Below are 16,005 nucleotides of genomic sequence, written 5' to 3' on the forward strand. Positions count from 1 at the left end.
ATGGCGCATTATTCGCAGAAAACACGCTGGATCAAATCCGCAGTGATCTATCCGGTACAGGCAGCCTTGATTTATCTTGGCCTTATCATTTGCCGGGCTGTGCCCTTGCGTTGGGCTGCTGGATTAGGCGCCTTCATGTTTCGGACATTCGGCCCTCTGTTGCGCGCTGACAAAGTCGCCCGGCGAAATCTTAAGCGGTTTTATCCGGACAAAAGCCAGGAGGAAATTGACGAGATCGTTAAAGGCGTTTGGGACAATCTAGGCCGCGGTGCCGGCGAATGGCCCCAAATGGACAAAGTGCCAACAACCGGCCCCAATAGCCGTGTAGAAGTGGTGGGCGAGGCGTATCTCCTGGATGCTATCAAGAGCGGTACCAGTTTCATCGTCTTTACCGGCCATCTGGGAAATTGGGAGATCGCCACCACCGTCATTGCCGACCGTGGCACTAAGATGGTGAGTGTCTATCGCAAGGCATCCAATCCCTGGATCGAAAAACTGTTTCAGAAAGTCCGCGGCAAAGCCAGTGCGGAACTTATTCCAAAAGGCCGCGAAGGGGCCAAGCGTCTTTTGCAAGTCTTGAAAGAAGGAAAACCCTTGGGTGTCCTGGTGGACCAGAAATTAAACGAGGGCATTCCCGTCCCCTTTTTCGGGGTCGATGCTATGACCGCCACCGCACCGGCCGATTTTGCGTTGCGGCTTAAATGCCCACTGATCCCTATGCAGGTGATCCGATTGCCCGGTTCCCGGTTCAAGGTGATCTTCCACCCACCCATGGATTTGCCCGACGGAGCTGACAAAAAAGAAAATATCCGCCGGCTGCTGACCGAGATAAATGCAACACTGGAGGGCTGGATCCGTGAGCGACCGGAACAATGGTTCTGGGTTCATAACCGCTGGCCCAAAGACTAAATCCACCTTTTCACTAGGCTCACCAGCCGTTTACCCGCTCCCACAACGCCACCAGTTTTCCGGAATGCAATACATGATAGTGCGGATAGGCAGCGGCGGTCATGCAGGCATGGATGGGCAGGATGCGGATTTTGGCCCCGATCGGCAGGCGAACATAATCCCGTTCATCCGAGACCTTCACATGGCCATGCTCCTGACTGACAGCAGTGACCGATAGGCCATCCAGCCGTCTCCCGCTTTCCAGGTCACAAACCAACCCATAGCCCGCCTGCGCCATATTGCTGTCTGCGCTCCGATCTTTTGACAAGGCCAGACCTCCGGCATCCAGAAGGATCTTACCCGCCGCCCGGTTATGACCGATCACAGTACTGACCACACTGAGTGCAAGATCGCTGATGTTGCAAACCCCGCGCGCCATCTGATCGACATCAAAAAACATATAAACCCCGGCCCGGATCTCGGTTACGCCGTCTAGCTCCCCCAAAGCCAGCGCCGTGGGGGTTGAGCCAATGGAAACGATCCCTGGTTCGAACCCGGCATTTGTCACCATTGCGACGGCCCGGCGCGCGCAGTCGGATTCTTCATTGGCGATTTTTTCAATCCCCGCAGGCGTGTTTTCCCCATAGGAATGGCCCGCATGGGTCAACACCCCGGCAAACCCACCCTTCCCCTGGCTTTCCAACATCGCCGCGATTTGCGGAAGATCCGGATCTTCAGGCAAGAGCCCGGCACGATGATCACCGCAATCCAGCTCTATCAGGGTCTTATGGCAATGCCCATGCCGATGACCATGATCTGCAATAGCCTGTGCGACAACCAGGTTATCGGTCATGATTTTCAGATCAGCCCCCCGGCGTACAAGATCCATCGCCCGGTCCAGCTTGTCCGCAGTCATGCCCACCGCATAGATAATATCGGCGATGCCACCGTCAAAAAAATACTCCGCTTCCAACAGGGTCGAAACCGTGATCCCCTTTGCGCCGCGCGCCATTGCCTTTTCAGCCACCGCAAGGGATTTTGCGGTTTTAAGATGCGGCCTGAGCAACACAGATTTTCCGTTTGCCGCCTGTTGCATTCGGTCCAAATTCGCCTCCAGTTTCTGCTGATCGAGGAGGAGAAATGGGGTGTTGGGAAGCATGTCCATCAGTCTTAAACCTAAATTTTGTTTTGAGGTTTCCAGCTTCTCTTGCCGGCAGGATGAAAATTCAGTTTCGTGCTTACCTTATGCGATTTTATCGTGCAAACGAAGCCTGCACCCTCTGGCGCGGGGCCGGATGGCCCGCTAGGATCAATCTGACGTAAGATTTCCGAAGCCTGAAAGAAAAATCATGAGCCTCCAGCCTCTTAGCGGTGTCCGCATCCTTGATCTCAGCCGCATCCTTGCCGGCCCTACCTGCACACAACTGCTTGGAGATCTTGGGGCGGATGTCATCAAGGTCGAGCGGCCAAAGGCTGGGGATGACACTCGGAAATGGGGGCCGCCCTATGTGAAAGGCAAGGATGGAGAGGATAGCAGCGAGAGCGCCTATTATCTGTGCGCCAACCGTAACAAGCGATCCATTGAGATCGATATTGCCCGGCCCGAAGGTCAGGCCCTGATCCGCCAACTGTTGGCCCATTGCGATATCCTGGTCGAGAATTACAAGGTCGGCGGGTTGGATAAATATGGCCTGTCTTATGAGAAACTTCGCCAGGAATTCCCCAGTTTGATTTATTGTTCCATTACCGGTTTTGGACAGGATGGCCCCTATGCCAACCGCGGCGGATACGATTATCTGGCCCAGGGCATGGGCGGAATCATGAGTGTTACAGGCCCTGTGGACGGTCTGCCTATGAAGGTAGGCGTCGCTGTTGCCGATGTGATGTGCGGCATGTATGCCTCTACCGCGATCCTGGCGGCTCTTCGCCACCGCGATCATACCGGAAAGGGCCAGCATATCGATTGCTGTCTTCTCGATACTCAGGTTGCCTGGTTGGTCAATCAGGCAACCAACTATCTGGTCTCAGGCACATCACCGGAGCGGCAGGGGAATGAACATCCTAATATCGTTCCCTATCGCACTTTTGAAGTTAGCGACGGACATATCATCCTGGCCGTAGGCAATGACGGCCAATTCCGAAAATGGTGCGAATTTTCCGGCTGTGGCGAAATCGCAGATGACCCGCGCTTTGCCACAAATGAAGCCCGGGTGAAGAACCGGGCTGCCCTGCATGCTTTGATGGAACCGATCCTGGCTGGGAAATCAATGCAGGATTGGCTTGATGGTTTGGAAAAAGCAGGCGTCCCCTGCGGCCCTGTCAACACGATCGAGCAGGTGTTTCAGGATCCGCAGGTGCAACATCGCGGCATGCGCATCGAAATGGATCACCCTTTATCGGAAACAGGCAAGGTGCCTTTGGTTGGCAACCCGGTGAAATTCTCCGAAACCCCAGTGCAATACCGGAACGCACCACCAACCTTGGGTCAACATACGGACGAGATCCTGCGTGAGATCCTGCAGGCCGACGATGGGGAAATCAAGCGGTTGCGGGAAACCGGCATTATCTGATCTAGGACGGTTTCTGGCGCCTTGCCACCGGTTCCATAGGCAGGTCCGCCTCTTTCCAGGCACCAAAACCTCCACGGATATGGGCAACCGGGGTCAATCCCATATCCTGAAGAGCCTTGGTCGCCAGAGCCGATCGCCATCCGGCCGCACAAAAAAACACATATTTCGCCTTCTGGGAAAACTCCGACTTGTGATAGGGGCTCTGCGGATCAACCCAAAATTCCAGCATGCCGCGTGGGGCATGCAGCGCCCCCGGTATCGTGCCTTCATGCCACAATTCCCGGATGTCACGGATATCCACAAACAACACATCCCCATCGTCCAGCAGGACCCTGGCCGCCTCCAGATCAAGGGTTTCAATTTCTTGTTCCGCGTCCTCAACCAGCTGCTTGACCGGTTTTATTGCCATCACTCTTCCCCTATCTGTTTTCGCGCAATGTCTGCCGATAGGTGAGCTTTTCCTGGTCATCCTGGATCTTTGCCGGCCAATGGCTTTTGATGTAAGCGAGCGACGCCAGTATTTCCTGGTCGGATAAAATTCCTTCAAAGGCAGGCATGTTGCTAACCGCACCTTCCCCGGCAACAGACGCGCCGCCGAACTTCGTCACCTGAAACAGCATTTGGTCAGGATGATGCCAGGTATGGCCGGTTTCATCATGCGGAGGAGCAGGAAAGCCGCCGCTCGCTAACGGTTGACGCCAATTCGGCTGCCCCTCCAGCCCGGCCCCATGGCAAATCGCACAATTCGCCTCGTAGACCTGTTCGCCGAGCGCAACCATTTCCGCATTCCGGAAATCCGCAAAATGAGGACTGCGTTTTTTCTGGTTATTGACCACATAAAGCACCGCGCCTGTGACAAATGCGACTGCAACCAAACCTAAAATCAGCCCGAGCCCTCTGGTTTTTTTGACTTCACTCACCTGATATTCCTGTTCTGTTTTTGCTATTTATTATTTGGCTCACTTCCGGCCAAGTCCTTCAGGATCGGACAGTTGGGCCTTTCATCACCATGGCATTTGTCCACCAGGGTTTCCAGTGTATCCTTCATCGCCTGTAATTCTTTGATCTTTTCGCTGATTTCATGAACATGGCCCAGCGCGATCGCCTTCACATCCCCACTGGCCCGGTTACGATCCTTGTAGAGCGACAGCAACTCCCGGCATTGTTTCACCGAAAACCCCAAGGACCGCGCGCGGTGCAGGAATTGCAACAAATGCACATCATCTTCTGAATAATCCCGATACCCACTCTCACGGCGGTTTGCCGGCGCGATCAGTCCGATATCCTCATAATACCGGATTGTCTTGGCCGACATCCCGGATTTGCTTGCTGCTGTGCCGATATTCATGACCGCTCCCCTTCTGTCAGTAAGAGACCGGGCTTCCAACGCCGCAACAACAGGGAGTTGCTGACAACCGCCACACTGCTGAAGGCCATGGCACCGCCAGCAATCATGGGATTAAGCAGGCCAAAAGCGGCAAGCGGAATACCGATGATGTTGAATATGAAGGCCCAGAACAGATTCTGGCGAATCTTCCAAATCACCCGGCGGGAAATATCAAACACCGCAGGAACAAGGCGTAAATCCGCCCGCATCAGAGTGACCGGCGCAGTTTCCTTGGCAATGTCGGACCCCGCCCCCATGGCGATTCCCACATCGGCGACAGCCAGCGCCGGGGCATCGTTAATGCCGTCCCCCACCATAGCCACGACTCCATTGGTTTGTCGGATTGTCTCCAACGCCCGGGCCTTGCCCTCGGGCCGCACATCGCCCATGGCCTGATCCACGCCAACCTGCCGGCCGACCGCATCGGCCACCAATTGGGCATCCCCGGAAATCAAGTGGCTGGTGATCCCTCTTTGTCTTAAAATCCCTATGGTCGCTGCGGCGCTGTCTCGAATTTTGTCCCGGACATTCACCACTGCCGCCAAGCGGCCATCCAATGCCACAAAGAGTTGGGTCTCGCCTTCAATAGCCGGGGGATTCCCGGCAGTTTCCGGCAAAGCGATCTCCTGCGTCACCATTAAAGATCGGTTACCGATAACAACCCGGCTGCCTGAAACGCACCCATAAAGCCCTTGCCCCGGCTGTATTTCGACTTCCTCCACTGGCTCCAGCGCCAGCCCCAGTTTCTTGGCGTGATCGAGAAACGCCAGGGCAAGAGGATGATTGCTATCTTGCTGTAAAGACGCCGCCAAAGTCATGACCTCATCTGCGGTGCGGTCCCCCACAGCCGCAATCGCGCTGATTTCGGGCTCCCCTTCGGTCAGTGTGCCTGTCTTGTCAAACGCGACGGCATTGACATTGAAAGCCCGCTCCAAAGCTTCGATGTCACGGAACAGAATGCCCGCACGCGCGCCTGCCCCGGTCCCGACCACAACAGCGGTCGGGGTCGCCAGGCCCAAGGCACAGGGGCATGCAATCACCAGGACAGAGACAGCCGCCATCAGGGCCTGTTCGAGAGATACGCCCACCGTCAGCCAGCCGGTCAGGCTCAGCAGGGAAATCACCAGGACAATCGGCACGAACCAGGCGGAAACGCGATCCACCAGTCTCTGGACCGGCGCTTTTCCCTGCTGGGCATTGGTCACGATATCAACAATCCGGGAAAGGCGGCTATCGCCCGCCGCAGCGGTGACGTTCAGCTCAAGCACACCCAACCCGTTCATCGTACCGGCAAAGACCGGATCACCTGTTTTCTTTCCAACCGGCAGGCTTTCGCCTGTTAACATGCGCTCGTCAATTTCACTGGCACCGGCCTGGATCTGACCGTCCACCGGGATCCGATCAGCGGACAGAACTTTCACCCGGTCTCCGGGCCGGACAAAATCCGCCGGAAGTTCGGTCCACTCGCCGTCCCGAAACACTGTTACACGATCAGGCTGCAAATCCATCAGCAAACGGATGGCCTCGGTGGTTCGCTTTTTGGCACGTTCTTCCAGATAACGTCCCAACAGGACCAGCGTGACGACCACCGCGCCCGATTCAAAATACAGATGCCCGTCACCGGACAGCAGCAGCAATTGCGCCAAACTGTATCCGTAAGCAGCGGTCGTCCCCAGTACGACAAGCAAATCCATGCCCCAGTTCCCATGCCGCAGCGCAGCCCAGCTACCGCGATAGAAGCGCCAACCGGCAACAAACTGGACCGGGGTCGCCAACAACAATTCCGTCCAGCCCGACGGGGCCAAAACATGGCCTGTAGGCAGGAACATCTTCAATACCAACGGAATTGTCAGCAGGAATGCCGCCAACACCAGCCAGCCGTCATAGGATTGTTTCCCATCATCCGACCCTATCTTTTCCGCCGGTGCCGCTGAATATCCCGCACGATCAACCGCCCTGATCACCTGATCGATATCGATCTTGGAATCCGCAGTCAAAACCGTTGCCTTGGCCAGGGCGAAGTTAACCAGGGCATCGGCGATACCGGGTTCCGCCTTCAGCTTTCTTTCCAGGCCGCTGGCACAGCCGGCGCATGTCATGCCACTAACGGCGAGGGAAAATCTGCGTTCCATGTTTTTTTCTGCGACTTTCTGCATTGGGCAACTTTCAATCATTTCGATAAGACCAACATAACCCTTCCAGTAACTGTAAGGTCAAGAGAGATGGAAATGGCGGTATTCATGGCAATGGCCGACATGGATAAATACGCGCGACCCTGACTAAAATTTATTACTTTTTCTCATTTTAGATGTATTATTGACTATCGCTCGCGAGGATTGGTTAGTATCAAAATATTCCGAGCCAGATGGGGGAAGCTTGACCAAAAAGCATGTTTTGCTTGTTGAGCCGGATGACAACAACCGGCAGTTTGCCAGCCAGGCCTTGGAAAACGGTGGCTATTCCGTAACCGCCCTGAAGGAACCCGAACGCCTGCTGGAGCAGATGACAACCGGCCAGGACAATTTTGGCGTGATCATCCTTCCCAATATTGAAAAACTGCCGGAACTTGCAAGTTGCCTGGAAAGCATTCAATCCGATTCCTCCCTGCGGCATACACCGATCATCATGCGCGCCCAATTGGACGACGACAGTATTGATCGCAATCTCAAATCAGGAATGATTTTCCACCATCTGCCCGTAAAAGCCTCTGCCAGTCGCCTGATTGCCATAACGGAAGCGGCCTTCCTGAGCTACGAACAGTTTGATCGCTTGACCCGCGAAGTGGAAACCCAGTCTGCGGTCATTAAAATTTTGAAATCCGGCCGATTTGAATTGCGGACGCTGGAAGAAGTCGCCCCTTTGGCAACAGTTTTGTCACAGGCGGGGCCGGACCCCCGCGCCATGGCCCTTGGACTGTCGGAACTGATGGTTAATGCCATAGAGCATGGCAATCTGGGCATCAATTACGAAGTCAAAACAAAGCTGTTGGAGGACGGCACCTGGAAACAGGAGGTGGATCGGCGTCTGGCTCTGCCCGAAAATGCCAACAAAAGAGTCCGGATTGAGTTTTTGCGCGGCGCCCATTCTGTGACCGTCACCATCCGTGACGAGGGCTCCGGCTTTGACTGGCAGAAATATCTAACGCTTGATCCGGGACGCCTACTAGCAGCTCATGGCAGGGGGATCGCCATTGCCGCCGCTTCTGCATTTGATGAAATGAGTTATATCGGGAATGGCAATACCGTGGTTGTCACCATTTTTTCCAGCACATCCCATTAACGCCGGAAAGGCGGCCTGAGATCAGACCTCTCTGACAAAAGCAAGCAGCGTGAGATCATCCGGCAATGGTCGCCGGTCTTTGCCGGGATAAATATCCAGAATGCCGTTGATCAAAACATCAGGGTCCATTTCACTGGACCGTTCCTGTGCCATCGCAAGAACAGCCTCACTCTCCAGGACCTCACCATCCTCACCTTCAGTTTCAATCAGCGCATCACTGTAGAGCAACGTATAAGCGCCAGGCGCAAACGGATATTCTTTTTGCTCATATTTTGCATCCGTGGAGATACCTAGCGGCAGGCCGGATGTATCGATCAATTCACCATCACCCGCCTTGGTCCCAATCACCACCGGCGGCGAAGCAGCTGCGGAATAATGCAGGGTGCTATTCGTCGGATCAAGCACACCATAAAAGACTGTTGCAAAATGTTCGACCGACAAAACCCGGCAAAGATGTTCGTTCACACCCTGCATCCAAAGCTTGGGATGGTCCCAGTCCAGGTCGGCCTGGTTCAATAGGGTATGTAATCGGAAGGTGTTAAGCGCCGACACGACACCATGGCCGGAAAAATCCGCCATGAAAAAGGCGAGGCGACCGCCTTCAAGTAATCGCATTCCCCAGAAATCTCCGCCAAGCTCGGACGATGCCTCGTAAAACGCCAGCATCCGAAAACCTGTCTTTTCCCTGGCTTGACGCATTTGATCCTTGGACGGCAGCAAACTGGATTGGATTTTGCTCGCCGCGGCAAGCTCGCTGGCCATACGCTGGTGATATAGGGCCTGTCGTCGCTGCATGAAGACATTTTGCAAATGCACTTTCACCCGGGCAACCAACTCTGCGCCGTTGATTGGCTTCAAAACCAGGTCTGTCGCGCCGACTTTGAAGACTTCAAGCCTGTCTTCGCTCTCTTCGACACCAGTCTGCACCAGGATCGGTATTTGTGAAAAATCCGGACTGGCTCTGATTTGACGGCAGACTTCAAATCCATTCATTTCCGGCATAAGAATATCGAGGATCAGGATATCAGGCCGTATTTCCCGGACTTTTTCCAAAGCCTCGACACCATTTTCAGCCGTATAAAGATTCTTGAACCCCTCATTCGAGAGATAATTTTTGATTAATTCACGCAAGAGTAGCAAATCATCGACGATAAGAATTTTTGCATCAGAGATATCTTCTGAGGCGGCTTTCTGTTTCACATCGTTCTGTAGAACCATTTCGTCCATTTGCTATCCATGGAAAACCAAACCGCCCCCAGGATTCGCCTTTTATCGAATGTCATGCAGCCAGATAGATATGGGAAAAAATCGATCATTTAGGATCGGATGGTTACCACCTGTCCCAATTTGGCCAGCTCAAGCATTTTCTGGACCTGCCCCTGCGGTTTGTCGATCGCCAGGGACCAGCCTTCGCTTTGTGATCTCTCCTGAGCCACCAGCAGCATTCCCATACCAGCAGAATCGATGAATTCCAACTTGCTGAGATCCAGCACAATCTCCCCACTTGCCTGAGCGACAGCATCATCCAGCATGGCACGAAAGGCTTCGTGGTCGTTGAAGGTCAGATCCGCGCTTAAGTGACAGACTGTGCCCGAACCATTTGCGCCAATATCATATTCCATTCCGAGTAGACTCCTTTTCCGGTCCTCACCTTTCCGATAGAATATATTATATCCGTGTCAGATATTTATATATCCTTAAAATAATTCGATATCATCAGAGGCGGAAGCATGTTCAACGCCCCGGCCTGTTGAATTATCCACATCATCAAAAGTGCCGTCCATCAGAACGTGACTGATGAAACGCTGTTTGACCTCATCCAACAAAAACCGATCCAAAAGACCGCGCACCCAGGCTTCATCCAGCTCCACTGTTTTCAAGTCAGGGCATTCATTGCGGGTTGTCTCAGACAAGTCCGCAGAGGCACCAGCCAGAACCTCAAGGATATCAACTATATGCTCCATGCGCTGTTTTGTGCGGTCCTGAAACTGCATCGTCGTCGTCAATTCACCAATACTCTTGGTGATGGTCTCCGTCTCATTCAGCGATCCTTTGACGGTTTCATTAAGCTTGTCATTCTGATCCAACAATACATGTAATACTTTCTCTATTTTCTCCTTGAGCACAATATTGTCGGACATATCGATTGCATTTAATTCGCGAACCAGATCACGCCCTTTGTCCAGGCCATCAACCACGCCTGACATCCGTGTACGGATATCCTCCGACAGCGAATTAATGCTTTTGGACATGCTGGCAATTTCACCAGCGACAACGGAAAAGCCTTTTCCAGCTTCACCTGCTTTTGCCGCCTCCAATTTGGCATTCACGGCAAGATAGTTTGTCTGGCGGGTGAAATCCTCGATCCGGTTGATGGAATCATCCACCGCATCAATATGCCCGACCAGATCCTGCAGGGAATTGGTCACATGAATACCTTGTTTGGATATGAAGAGGACTTTCTCGACCATATTCTCCAGGTCGCCCAGCATCTGCTCCATCAGGGCCCGAACCGCAATTTCCTTTCCATCGACCTCAGTCCGGCTTGCCTTCTCGATCACTTCCGCGAGATTAGTCGCCTGAGAGCGTGTCACGCCAGCCAACTTTTGAAACTCTCCCGAGAGCGTGTCGGCGCTGGCCTCCACCAGGTCACTGGTGGTCCGCACTTCGTTCACCAGGGCGGAAAAGGTTCGGCGCTGCATCTCCGACAGTCCCAGCCACTGATCCAACAAGGCCCTTATTTGCGGATCTTCAGTCATTGATCCATCCAACAAACTCTTCATATCGACGGCATCCAATCATGCGTATCTTTCGATTGCCCCTCAAACCCGGATGTTGCCGGCCCCCTTGACGGCACATTTCTGCAAGATGGCCTCCGCGATCTTGCGGATATCCATCTGCTCTTCCACCCCCCCCATCTCAAACGCCACCTTTGGCATGCCATATACAACGCTGGAGGGCTCATCCTGTCCAATGGTGGCGGCACCGGCATCGCGCATATTCTTCAGGCCCGACGCGCCGTCCTTACCCATGCCGGTCAGGATCACCCCCACAGCATTCGCCCCGACGACTTCGGCAACGGAATCAAACAAAACATCTACCGAAGGCTTATGCCCCGTCACCGGGTCTTCGTCCGACAGTTGGCAGACATAGTTGGCACCGGACCGCTTCACCTTAAGATGATAGCTACCGGGCGCGATATAGACATGCCCTGGCAGAATGCGTTGCTGGTTCTGGGCTTCGCTGACCGTCACATTGCTGATCCCGTTCATCCGTTGGGCAAAGGTGCCGGTAAAATTGGCCGGCATATGCTGGGCAACCAGGATTCCCGGACAGTTTGCCGGCATACGCGGGATGACCTCACGCAGAGCCTCTACCCCGCCGGTGGAGGAACCGATTGCGATGATTTTCTCAGTAGTCGAGAATTTATATCCCTGCAGCGCGCCTGGCCCCTCTGTGCCTGTGCGGCTGCGCGGCGCAACCTTCGCGCGCGCCGCAGCCTTGACTTTGGCGATCAGCTGCCGGGATCTTTCCTCCATGCCACGTTCCAGATCGATGCTGGGTTTGCCAAAGAAATCCACCGCGCCCAATTCCAGGGCATGCAGTGTGACCTCAGCCCCGGCCCGGGTCAGCGAGGACACCATGATCACCGGCATCGGCCGCAGAGTCATGATCTTTTCCAGGAAGGCCAGCCCGTCCATTTTAGGCATTTCAATATCCAGGGTGATCACATCCGGATTGGTTTCCTTGATGATGGTCCTTGCCTGATAGGGATCCGCCGCAGTCCCCACCACCTTGATCTCCGGATCCTTTTCCAAAAGACTGCTGAGCAGACGCCGGATCAGCGCCGAATCATCCACCACAACAACTTTGATCGGCTCACTCACAGGTCCACCTCTCCATCCCCTAAATCAAAACAATTCAGCATCATTGCCAAAGCCGCTTTTCTTCCGCTCCGACAGTTTCGAACCGAATGCATTCTCATCCGCCAGGATTTCATTGTCGCGGCTGTGATCCAGCAGTTTCATCCGCACGCGACCGCTGTCGGGGAAATAACAGATGCTGCGCGCCTGCTTGCCCCCCAGATGCTGCACGGCCGTCGCCAGATGCTCATTTTTCATATAGCGCAGAATGAATTTGATATTCCGTTCTCCCACATCGGAAAGCGATTTGACCACTGAACCGCCGCCAAAAAGCTTGATCTCGAGCCGGTTGCGCGCCGCGCCCATTTTCAGCAAATCATTGATCAAAACCTCCATGGCATGGTTGCCATAGCGCAGTGCAGCCGACGCCCCGCCCCATAACCCTGTCTCGCTTTCTGGAAGCATAAAATGGTTCATGCCGCCAATACCTGCAGCCGTATCGCGAATACAGGCGGATATGCAGGACCCAAGCGTAGTGACGATCACTTCCGATTGGCGGGACGTCACATAATGGGTCCCGGGCCGCACCTTCACAGCCGTCCGTTTTAGTTTGGGATCAAAATAGGAATGCAGCGGAGATTCTTGGGGGTGCTCCGGGTCCAGATCATCCGCATAACGCGATCCTGTTACTTTATCCATTTTTTGTACCGCCAACATTCACTTAGTTCTTTCTTCGATAAACAGTGCGCCCCTGCAATTCCAAATCACCAGCATTGGAGAGTAAGGATTCCGAATGGCCAATATAGAGCCAGCCCCGTGGTTTCAGCAGGGCCGACAAGCGCCGGACCAGTTCGGCCTTGGTTTCATTGTCGAAATAGATCATGACATTCCGACAGAAAATCGCGTCAAACGGCCCTTTCATCGGCCACTTCCCCATCAGGTTCAGCTGTTTGAAGGCAATCAATTTTTTTAGCTTATCCCCCATCATCACCACCGTGCCTTCCTCGGGGTCGTTCCCCGTCTGGCAATATTTCTTGAGACAGTCCGAAGGAATACCGTCCGCCTGTTTCATCGGATAGATCCCGGAGCGACCTCGATCCAAGCAGTTGGTATCCAAATCCGTTGCCAGAATGCGTGCGTCATATTGGGCTAACGCCGGTATGTGCTCCCACAAGGTCATGGCGATTGTGTAGGGTTCCTGACCCGAGGAACATCCGGCCGACCAGACCCTGAAACGGCGGGTGCCCTGCTCGCGCATCGCCTCTATCGCCTCCGGCACCACCGTCTTGCCCAAATGTTCGAAATGGTGGGCCTCTCGATAGAAATTTGTCAGATTGGTGGTGATCGCATTGACGAAATTCACGATCTCTGCCGCACCACCCTGCCCTTCCAACAAACTCAGATAGTCTTTGAACTGATCCAAATCCAACTGGCGCAGCCGCCGTGATATCCGGCCATAGACCATATTTTTTTTATGATCTTTCAACACAATACCGGTTCTTTCATAAACCATCTTGCTCAGCTTATGAAAATCCGCATCCGTGAAATGGAATTCGCGGTCTGTCTCCAAGGCTTTCTTTTCCTTCAGCGTGGCCATGCCTGGTACATCCTGTGATTTGATGAGGGGCACCCACTTCACGCCGCAAGTATCGGCGCGAAGCGGGAATCTCCATCATCGCTGCTTAGAATTCCTCCCAATCATCATCCACGGGCGCCGCACTTGCAGCTGCAGCTTTCTTGGGTTTCGCCGGTTTCCCGGATTTCTCCGGCGCCCGGTTTTCCGCCTTGGCTTTTTTCGCTGCAGGCTTTGCCCCGTTATGGACGCCGTTATTGGCCGGTATCCGCTCCGCAGGTTCTGTCTGGGCGCCATCGATATTGAAGAAGCCCATCATCTCCAGCATATGTTCAGACTGCTCTTCCAGAGAACGGGCATTGGCGGAACTTTCTTCCACCAACGCCGCATTCTGCTGGGTCATCTCATCCATATTGGTGATGGCAGTGTTGATTTCTTCAACCCCGGTTGCCTGCTCGCCGCTGGCCGCCGCAATCTCGGAAACGATGTCCGCCACCCGTTTGATGCTGTCGACAATTTCAGAGAGCGATTCACCGGTCTGATTGACCAGTTGCACGCCGTCTTTGACCTGGGCGTCACTGTCCAGGATCAGCCCCTTGATATCCTTGGCCGCCTCGCTGGACCGCTGGGCCAGCGTCCTGACCTCACTGGCGACAACGGCAAAGCCTTTCCCGGCCTCTCCAGCACGGGCCGCCTCAACCGCGGCATTGAGTGCCAGCAAATTGGTCTGGAACGCGATCTCGTCGATCACACCGATGATGTCGGAAACCTTTTGCGAGGATTCCTCGATCCCGGCCATGGCTGTTACTGCCTTGCTGACCACATCACCACCGCCTTCGGCTGTTTGCCGGGCGGTGATAGAAAGCTGATTGGCCTGCTGGGCGTTTTCGGCATTCTGTTTCACCGTGGTCGCCATTTCTTCCATGGAGGCTGCGGTTTCTTCCAGATTGGATGCCTGTTGTTCGGTCCGCTGTGACAGATCGGTACCGCCTGCAGCAATCTCGGAGGAAGCATTGCTGATCTCATTGGCGGCGGTGATGATATCCGACACCGTTTTCGCCAGCCGCTCGGTCGTCTGGTTCACATCCTGTTTCAAGGTCTCATAGGTACCTTGATAATCGGCAGTAATCTGGTTGGTCAGATCACCACGCGCCAGGGAAGCCAGGGCTTCGGCCACATCATTCAGGACATTTTCAATATTGTCCTTCAATCCATTGATCGCCTGGCTCAGGCTGAGCATGAAGCCGTCTTTGCCTTCCAGGGCCAGCGATTTGGTGAAATCACCGGACACCACCGCCTGGACCACTTCGTCCACTTCCTCCTGGATGGCCAGTTCCTGGGTAACATCATTCCATTCCACGACGGTGCCCAGTCGTTCCCCCGCTTCAGAGACAATCGGATTGGCGATCAGATCGAAGGTGCGACCTCCGACCTTGATCGAGGTTTCATAAATGGAATCAAGCTTTTCCAACATGCCGCGTTGATGCGCGGGATTTTTATGGAAATTGTCGATCGAGTTCCCGATCAGATTATTAGCATCAAAGCTCGGCAGATCTTTCTTCAGATCGGCTTCCGCATTTTTCATCATTTTTAGGACAGCTTGGTTCATATAAATGATGTCATAACTATTGTCCGCCACCATCACATTGGCCGCACAGTTATCCAACGCCACACGCACCCGCATGTTTTCATTGGCCACCCGTGTTGCTTCGCGTTCGGTCGCCAGTTTTTCCGTCACATCCGCCCATTCCACGACCGTCCCCAGACGGTTCCCGTTTTCATCAACAACCGGGCTGGCAATCAGATCAAATGTGCGCCCGCCAACCTCGATCGTGGTCTCATAGGCACTCGACAGAGCTTCGATCATGCCGCGTTGATGGCTCGGGTTCTTGTGGAAGACATCCACACAGGTCCCGATCAATTTGGAGGTATCCAGGTTCGGCAGATCCTTCTTCAGATCCGCCTCCGCATTTTTCATCATCGCCACCATGGTATTATTCATATAGACGATATTGAGGTCAGGGTCGGCTAACATCACATTGGCCTGACAATTATCAAGCGCGATCCGGATACGTTGGTTTTCGTCTGCTGTCCGCTTGGCCGCCGTCTCACGGGCCAGCTTCTCTGTAACATCATCCCATTCAACAACAGTACCAATGCGCTCACCTCTCGAGTCTTTTACCGGGCTAGCAATCAACTCAAAAGTCCGGCCACCAACATTGATGGAGGTTTCATATGCGCTTGTCAGCCCTTCGATCATGCCGCGTTGATGGGCGGGATTCTTATGGAAAACATCCACACAAGTTCCCAACAAACTCTCCGTATCCAGATTTGGCAGATCCTTCTTCAGATCCGCCTCCGCATTTTTCATCATCGCCACCATGGTATTATTCATATAGACGATATTGAGGTCAGGGTCGGCTAACATCACATTGGCCTGACAGT

Annotated in this window: 15 protein-coding genes; 3 read left to right on the forward strand and 12 right to left on the reverse strand. The window is 53.9% G+C overall.

Annotated elements, in window-relative coordinates:
• Positions 1-909 carry a lysophospholipid acyltransferase family protein gene (locus DFP90_RS04285; RefSeq protein WP_115935148.1) on the forward strand — a complete coding sequence of 303 codons (909 nt, stop codon included), beginning with the start codon at positions 1-3 and terminating at the stop codon, positions 907-909.
• A gap of 19 nt (positions 910-928) precedes the next feature.
• On the opposite strand, the gene DFP90_RS04290 is transcribed toward DFP90_RS04285, so the two are convergent.
• Positions 929-2,053, reverse strand: a complete 1,125-nt coding sequence (locus DFP90_RS04290) for an alanine racemase (protein ID WP_115935149.1) — start codon at positions 2,051-2,053, stop codon at positions 929-931.
• A gap of 184 nt (positions 2,054-2,237) precedes the next feature.
• On the opposite strand from DFP90_RS04290, the gene DFP90_RS04295 reads away from it, so the two are divergent.
• A complete protein-coding gene (locus tag DFP90_RS04295) occupies positions 2,238-3,458 on the forward strand; it encodes a CaiB/BaiF CoA transferase family protein (RefSeq protein ID WP_115935150.1) in 1,221 nt (406 codons plus the stop codon).
• A gap of 1 nt (position 3,459) precedes the next feature.
• Here DFP90_RS04295 and DFP90_RS04300 read toward each other — a convergent pair whose 3' ends face one another.
• Genes DFP90_RS04300 through DFP90_RS04315 form a run of 4 tightly spaced genes read right to left on the reverse strand, consistent with a single transcriptional unit; the run spans position 3,460 to position 6,977 of the window.
• Entirely contained in the window at positions 3,460-3,867 is a 408-nt protein-coding gene (locus DFP90_RS04300; RefSeq protein WP_115935151.1) for a rhodanese-like domain-containing protein, read from the reverse strand.
• Positions 3,868-3,877: 10 nt separating this feature from the next.
• On the reverse strand, positions 3,878-4,378 hold the full coding sequence (locus tag DFP90_RS04305) for a c-type cytochrome (RefSeq protein WP_245956954.1): 501 nt from the start codon (positions 4,376-4,378) through the stop codon (positions 3,878-3,880).
• Positions 4,379-4,401: 23 nt separating this feature from the next.
• Positions 4,402-4,806: a Cu(I)-responsive transcriptional regulator gene (cueR, locus tag DFP90_RS04310; protein WP_115935152.1), complete on the reverse strand. Its 405-nt coding sequence runs from the start codon at positions 4,804-4,806 to the stop codon at positions 4,402-4,404.
• The gene (locus tag DFP90_RS04315) at positions 4,803-6,977 is read right to left on the reverse strand and encodes a heavy metal translocating P-type ATPase (protein ID WP_245956955.1); all 2,175 of its coding nucleotides are present in this window, start codon (positions 6,975-6,977) and stop codon (positions 4,803-4,805) included. The genes cueR and DFP90_RS04315 overlap by 4 nt, the downstream gene beginning before the upstream one ends.
• A gap of 244 nt (positions 6,978-7,221) precedes the next feature.
• Between DFP90_RS04315 and DFP90_RS04320 the strand changes: the two genes are divergently transcribed.
• Complete coding sequence (locus DFP90_RS04320; RefSeq protein WP_115935153.1) at positions 7,222-8,124, forward strand: ATP-binding protein; 903 nt, start codon at positions 7,222-7,224, stop codon at positions 8,122-8,124.
• Between the two features lie 21 nt (positions 8,125-8,145).
• On the opposite strand, the gene DFP90_RS04325 is transcribed toward DFP90_RS04320, so the two are convergent.
• From DFP90_RS04325 to DFP90_RS04355, 7 genes are all read right to left on the reverse strand, one after another.
• The gene (locus DFP90_RS04325; RefSeq protein WP_115935154.1) at positions 8,146-9,351 is read right to left on the reverse strand and encodes a fused response regulator/phosphatase; all 1,206 of its coding nucleotides are present in this window, start codon (positions 9,349-9,351) and stop codon (positions 8,146-8,148) included.
• Between the two features lie 89 nt (positions 9,352-9,440).
• The gene (locus DFP90_RS04330; RefSeq protein ID WP_115935155.1) at positions 9,441-9,746 is read right to left on the reverse strand and encodes an STAS domain-containing protein; all 306 of its coding nucleotides are present in this window, start codon (positions 9,744-9,746) and stop codon (positions 9,441-9,443) included.
• Positions 9,747-9,821: 75 nt separating this feature from the next.
• Positions 9,822-10,883, reverse strand: a complete 1,062-nt coding sequence (locus DFP90_RS04335; RefSeq protein WP_181905182.1) for a methyl-accepting chemotaxis protein — start codon at positions 10,881-10,883, stop codon at positions 9,822-9,824.
• 63 nt (positions 10,884-10,946) lie between these two features.
• The gene (locus DFP90_RS04340; protein ID WP_115935157.1) at positions 10,947-12,011 is read right to left on the reverse strand and encodes a protein-glutamate methylesterase/protein-glutamine glutaminase; all 1,065 of its coding nucleotides are present in this window, start codon (positions 12,009-12,011) and stop codon (positions 10,947-10,949) included.
• 24 nt (positions 12,012-12,035) lie between these two features.
• The gene (locus DFP90_RS04345; RefSeq protein WP_181905183.1) at positions 12,036-12,686 is read right to left on the reverse strand and encodes a chemoreceptor glutamine deamidase CheD; all 651 of its coding nucleotides are present in this window, start codon (positions 12,684-12,686) and stop codon (positions 12,036-12,038) included.
• A 22-nt stretch (positions 12,687-12,708) separates the two neighbouring features.
• Positions 12,709-13,584 carry a CheR family methyltransferase gene (locus DFP90_RS04350; protein WP_115935159.1) on the reverse strand — a complete coding sequence of 292 codons (876 nt, stop codon included), beginning with the start codon at positions 13,582-13,584 and terminating at the stop codon, positions 12,709-12,711.
• Between the two features lie 85 nt (positions 13,585-13,669).
• On the reverse strand, positions 13,670-16,005 hold a 2,336-nt coding region (locus tag DFP90_RS04355), incomplete at its 5' end, for a methyl-accepting chemotaxis protein (protein WP_245956956.1).

Source organism: Aestuariispira insulae (assembly GCF_003385955.1).
GTDB classification, from domain to species: Bacteria; Pseudomonadota; Alphaproteobacteria; order UBA8366; family Aestuariispiraceae; genus Aestuariispira; species Aestuariispira insulae.

Excerpts from the sequence above, each read along its gene's own strand:
- DFP90_RS04345 (WP_181905183.1), bottom strand. The coding sequence starts at position 12,686 with ATGGATAAAGTAACAGGATCGCGTTATGCGGATGATCTGGACCCGGAG.
- DFP90_RS04325 (WP_115935154.1), bottom strand. The coding sequence starts at position 9,351 with ATGGACGAAATGGTTCTACAGAACGATGTGAAACAGAAAGCCGCCTCA.
- DFP90_RS04300 (WP_115935151.1), bottom strand. The coding sequence starts at position 3,867 with ATGGCAATAAAACCGGTCAAGCAGCTGGTTGAGGACGCGGAACAAGAA.
- DFP90_RS04290 (WP_115935149.1), bottom strand. The coding sequence starts at position 2,053 with ATGGACATGCTTCCCAACACCCCATTTCTCCTCCTCGATCAGCAGAAA.
- DFP90_RS04350 (WP_115935159.1), bottom strand. The coding sequence starts at position 13,584 with ATGGCCACGCTGAAGGAAAAGAAAGCCTTGGAGACAGACCGCGAATTC.
- cueR (WP_115935152.1), bottom strand. The coding sequence starts at position 4,806 with ATGAATATCGGCACAGCAGCAAGCAAATCCGGGATGTCGGCCAAGACA.
- DFP90_RS04335 (WP_181905182.1), bottom strand. The coding sequence starts at position 10,883 with ATGACTGAAGATCCGCAAATAAGGGCCTTGTTGGATCAGTGGCTGGGA.
- DFP90_RS04330 (WP_115935155.1), bottom strand. The coding sequence starts at position 9,746 with ATGGAATATGATATTGGCGCAAATGGTTCGGGCACAGTCTGTCACTTA.
- DFP90_RS04295 (WP_115935150.1), top strand. The coding sequence starts at position 2,238 with ATGAGCCTCCAGCCTCTTAGCGGTGTCCGCATCCTTGATCTCAGCCGC.
- DFP90_RS04285 (WP_115935148.1), top strand. The coding sequence starts at position 1 with ATGGCGCATTATTCGCAGAAAACACGCTGGATCAAATCCGCAGTGATC.
- DFP90_RS04315 (WP_245956955.1), bottom strand. The coding sequence starts at position 6,977 with ATGGAACGCAGATTTTCCCTCGCCGTTAGTGGCATGACATGCGCCGGC.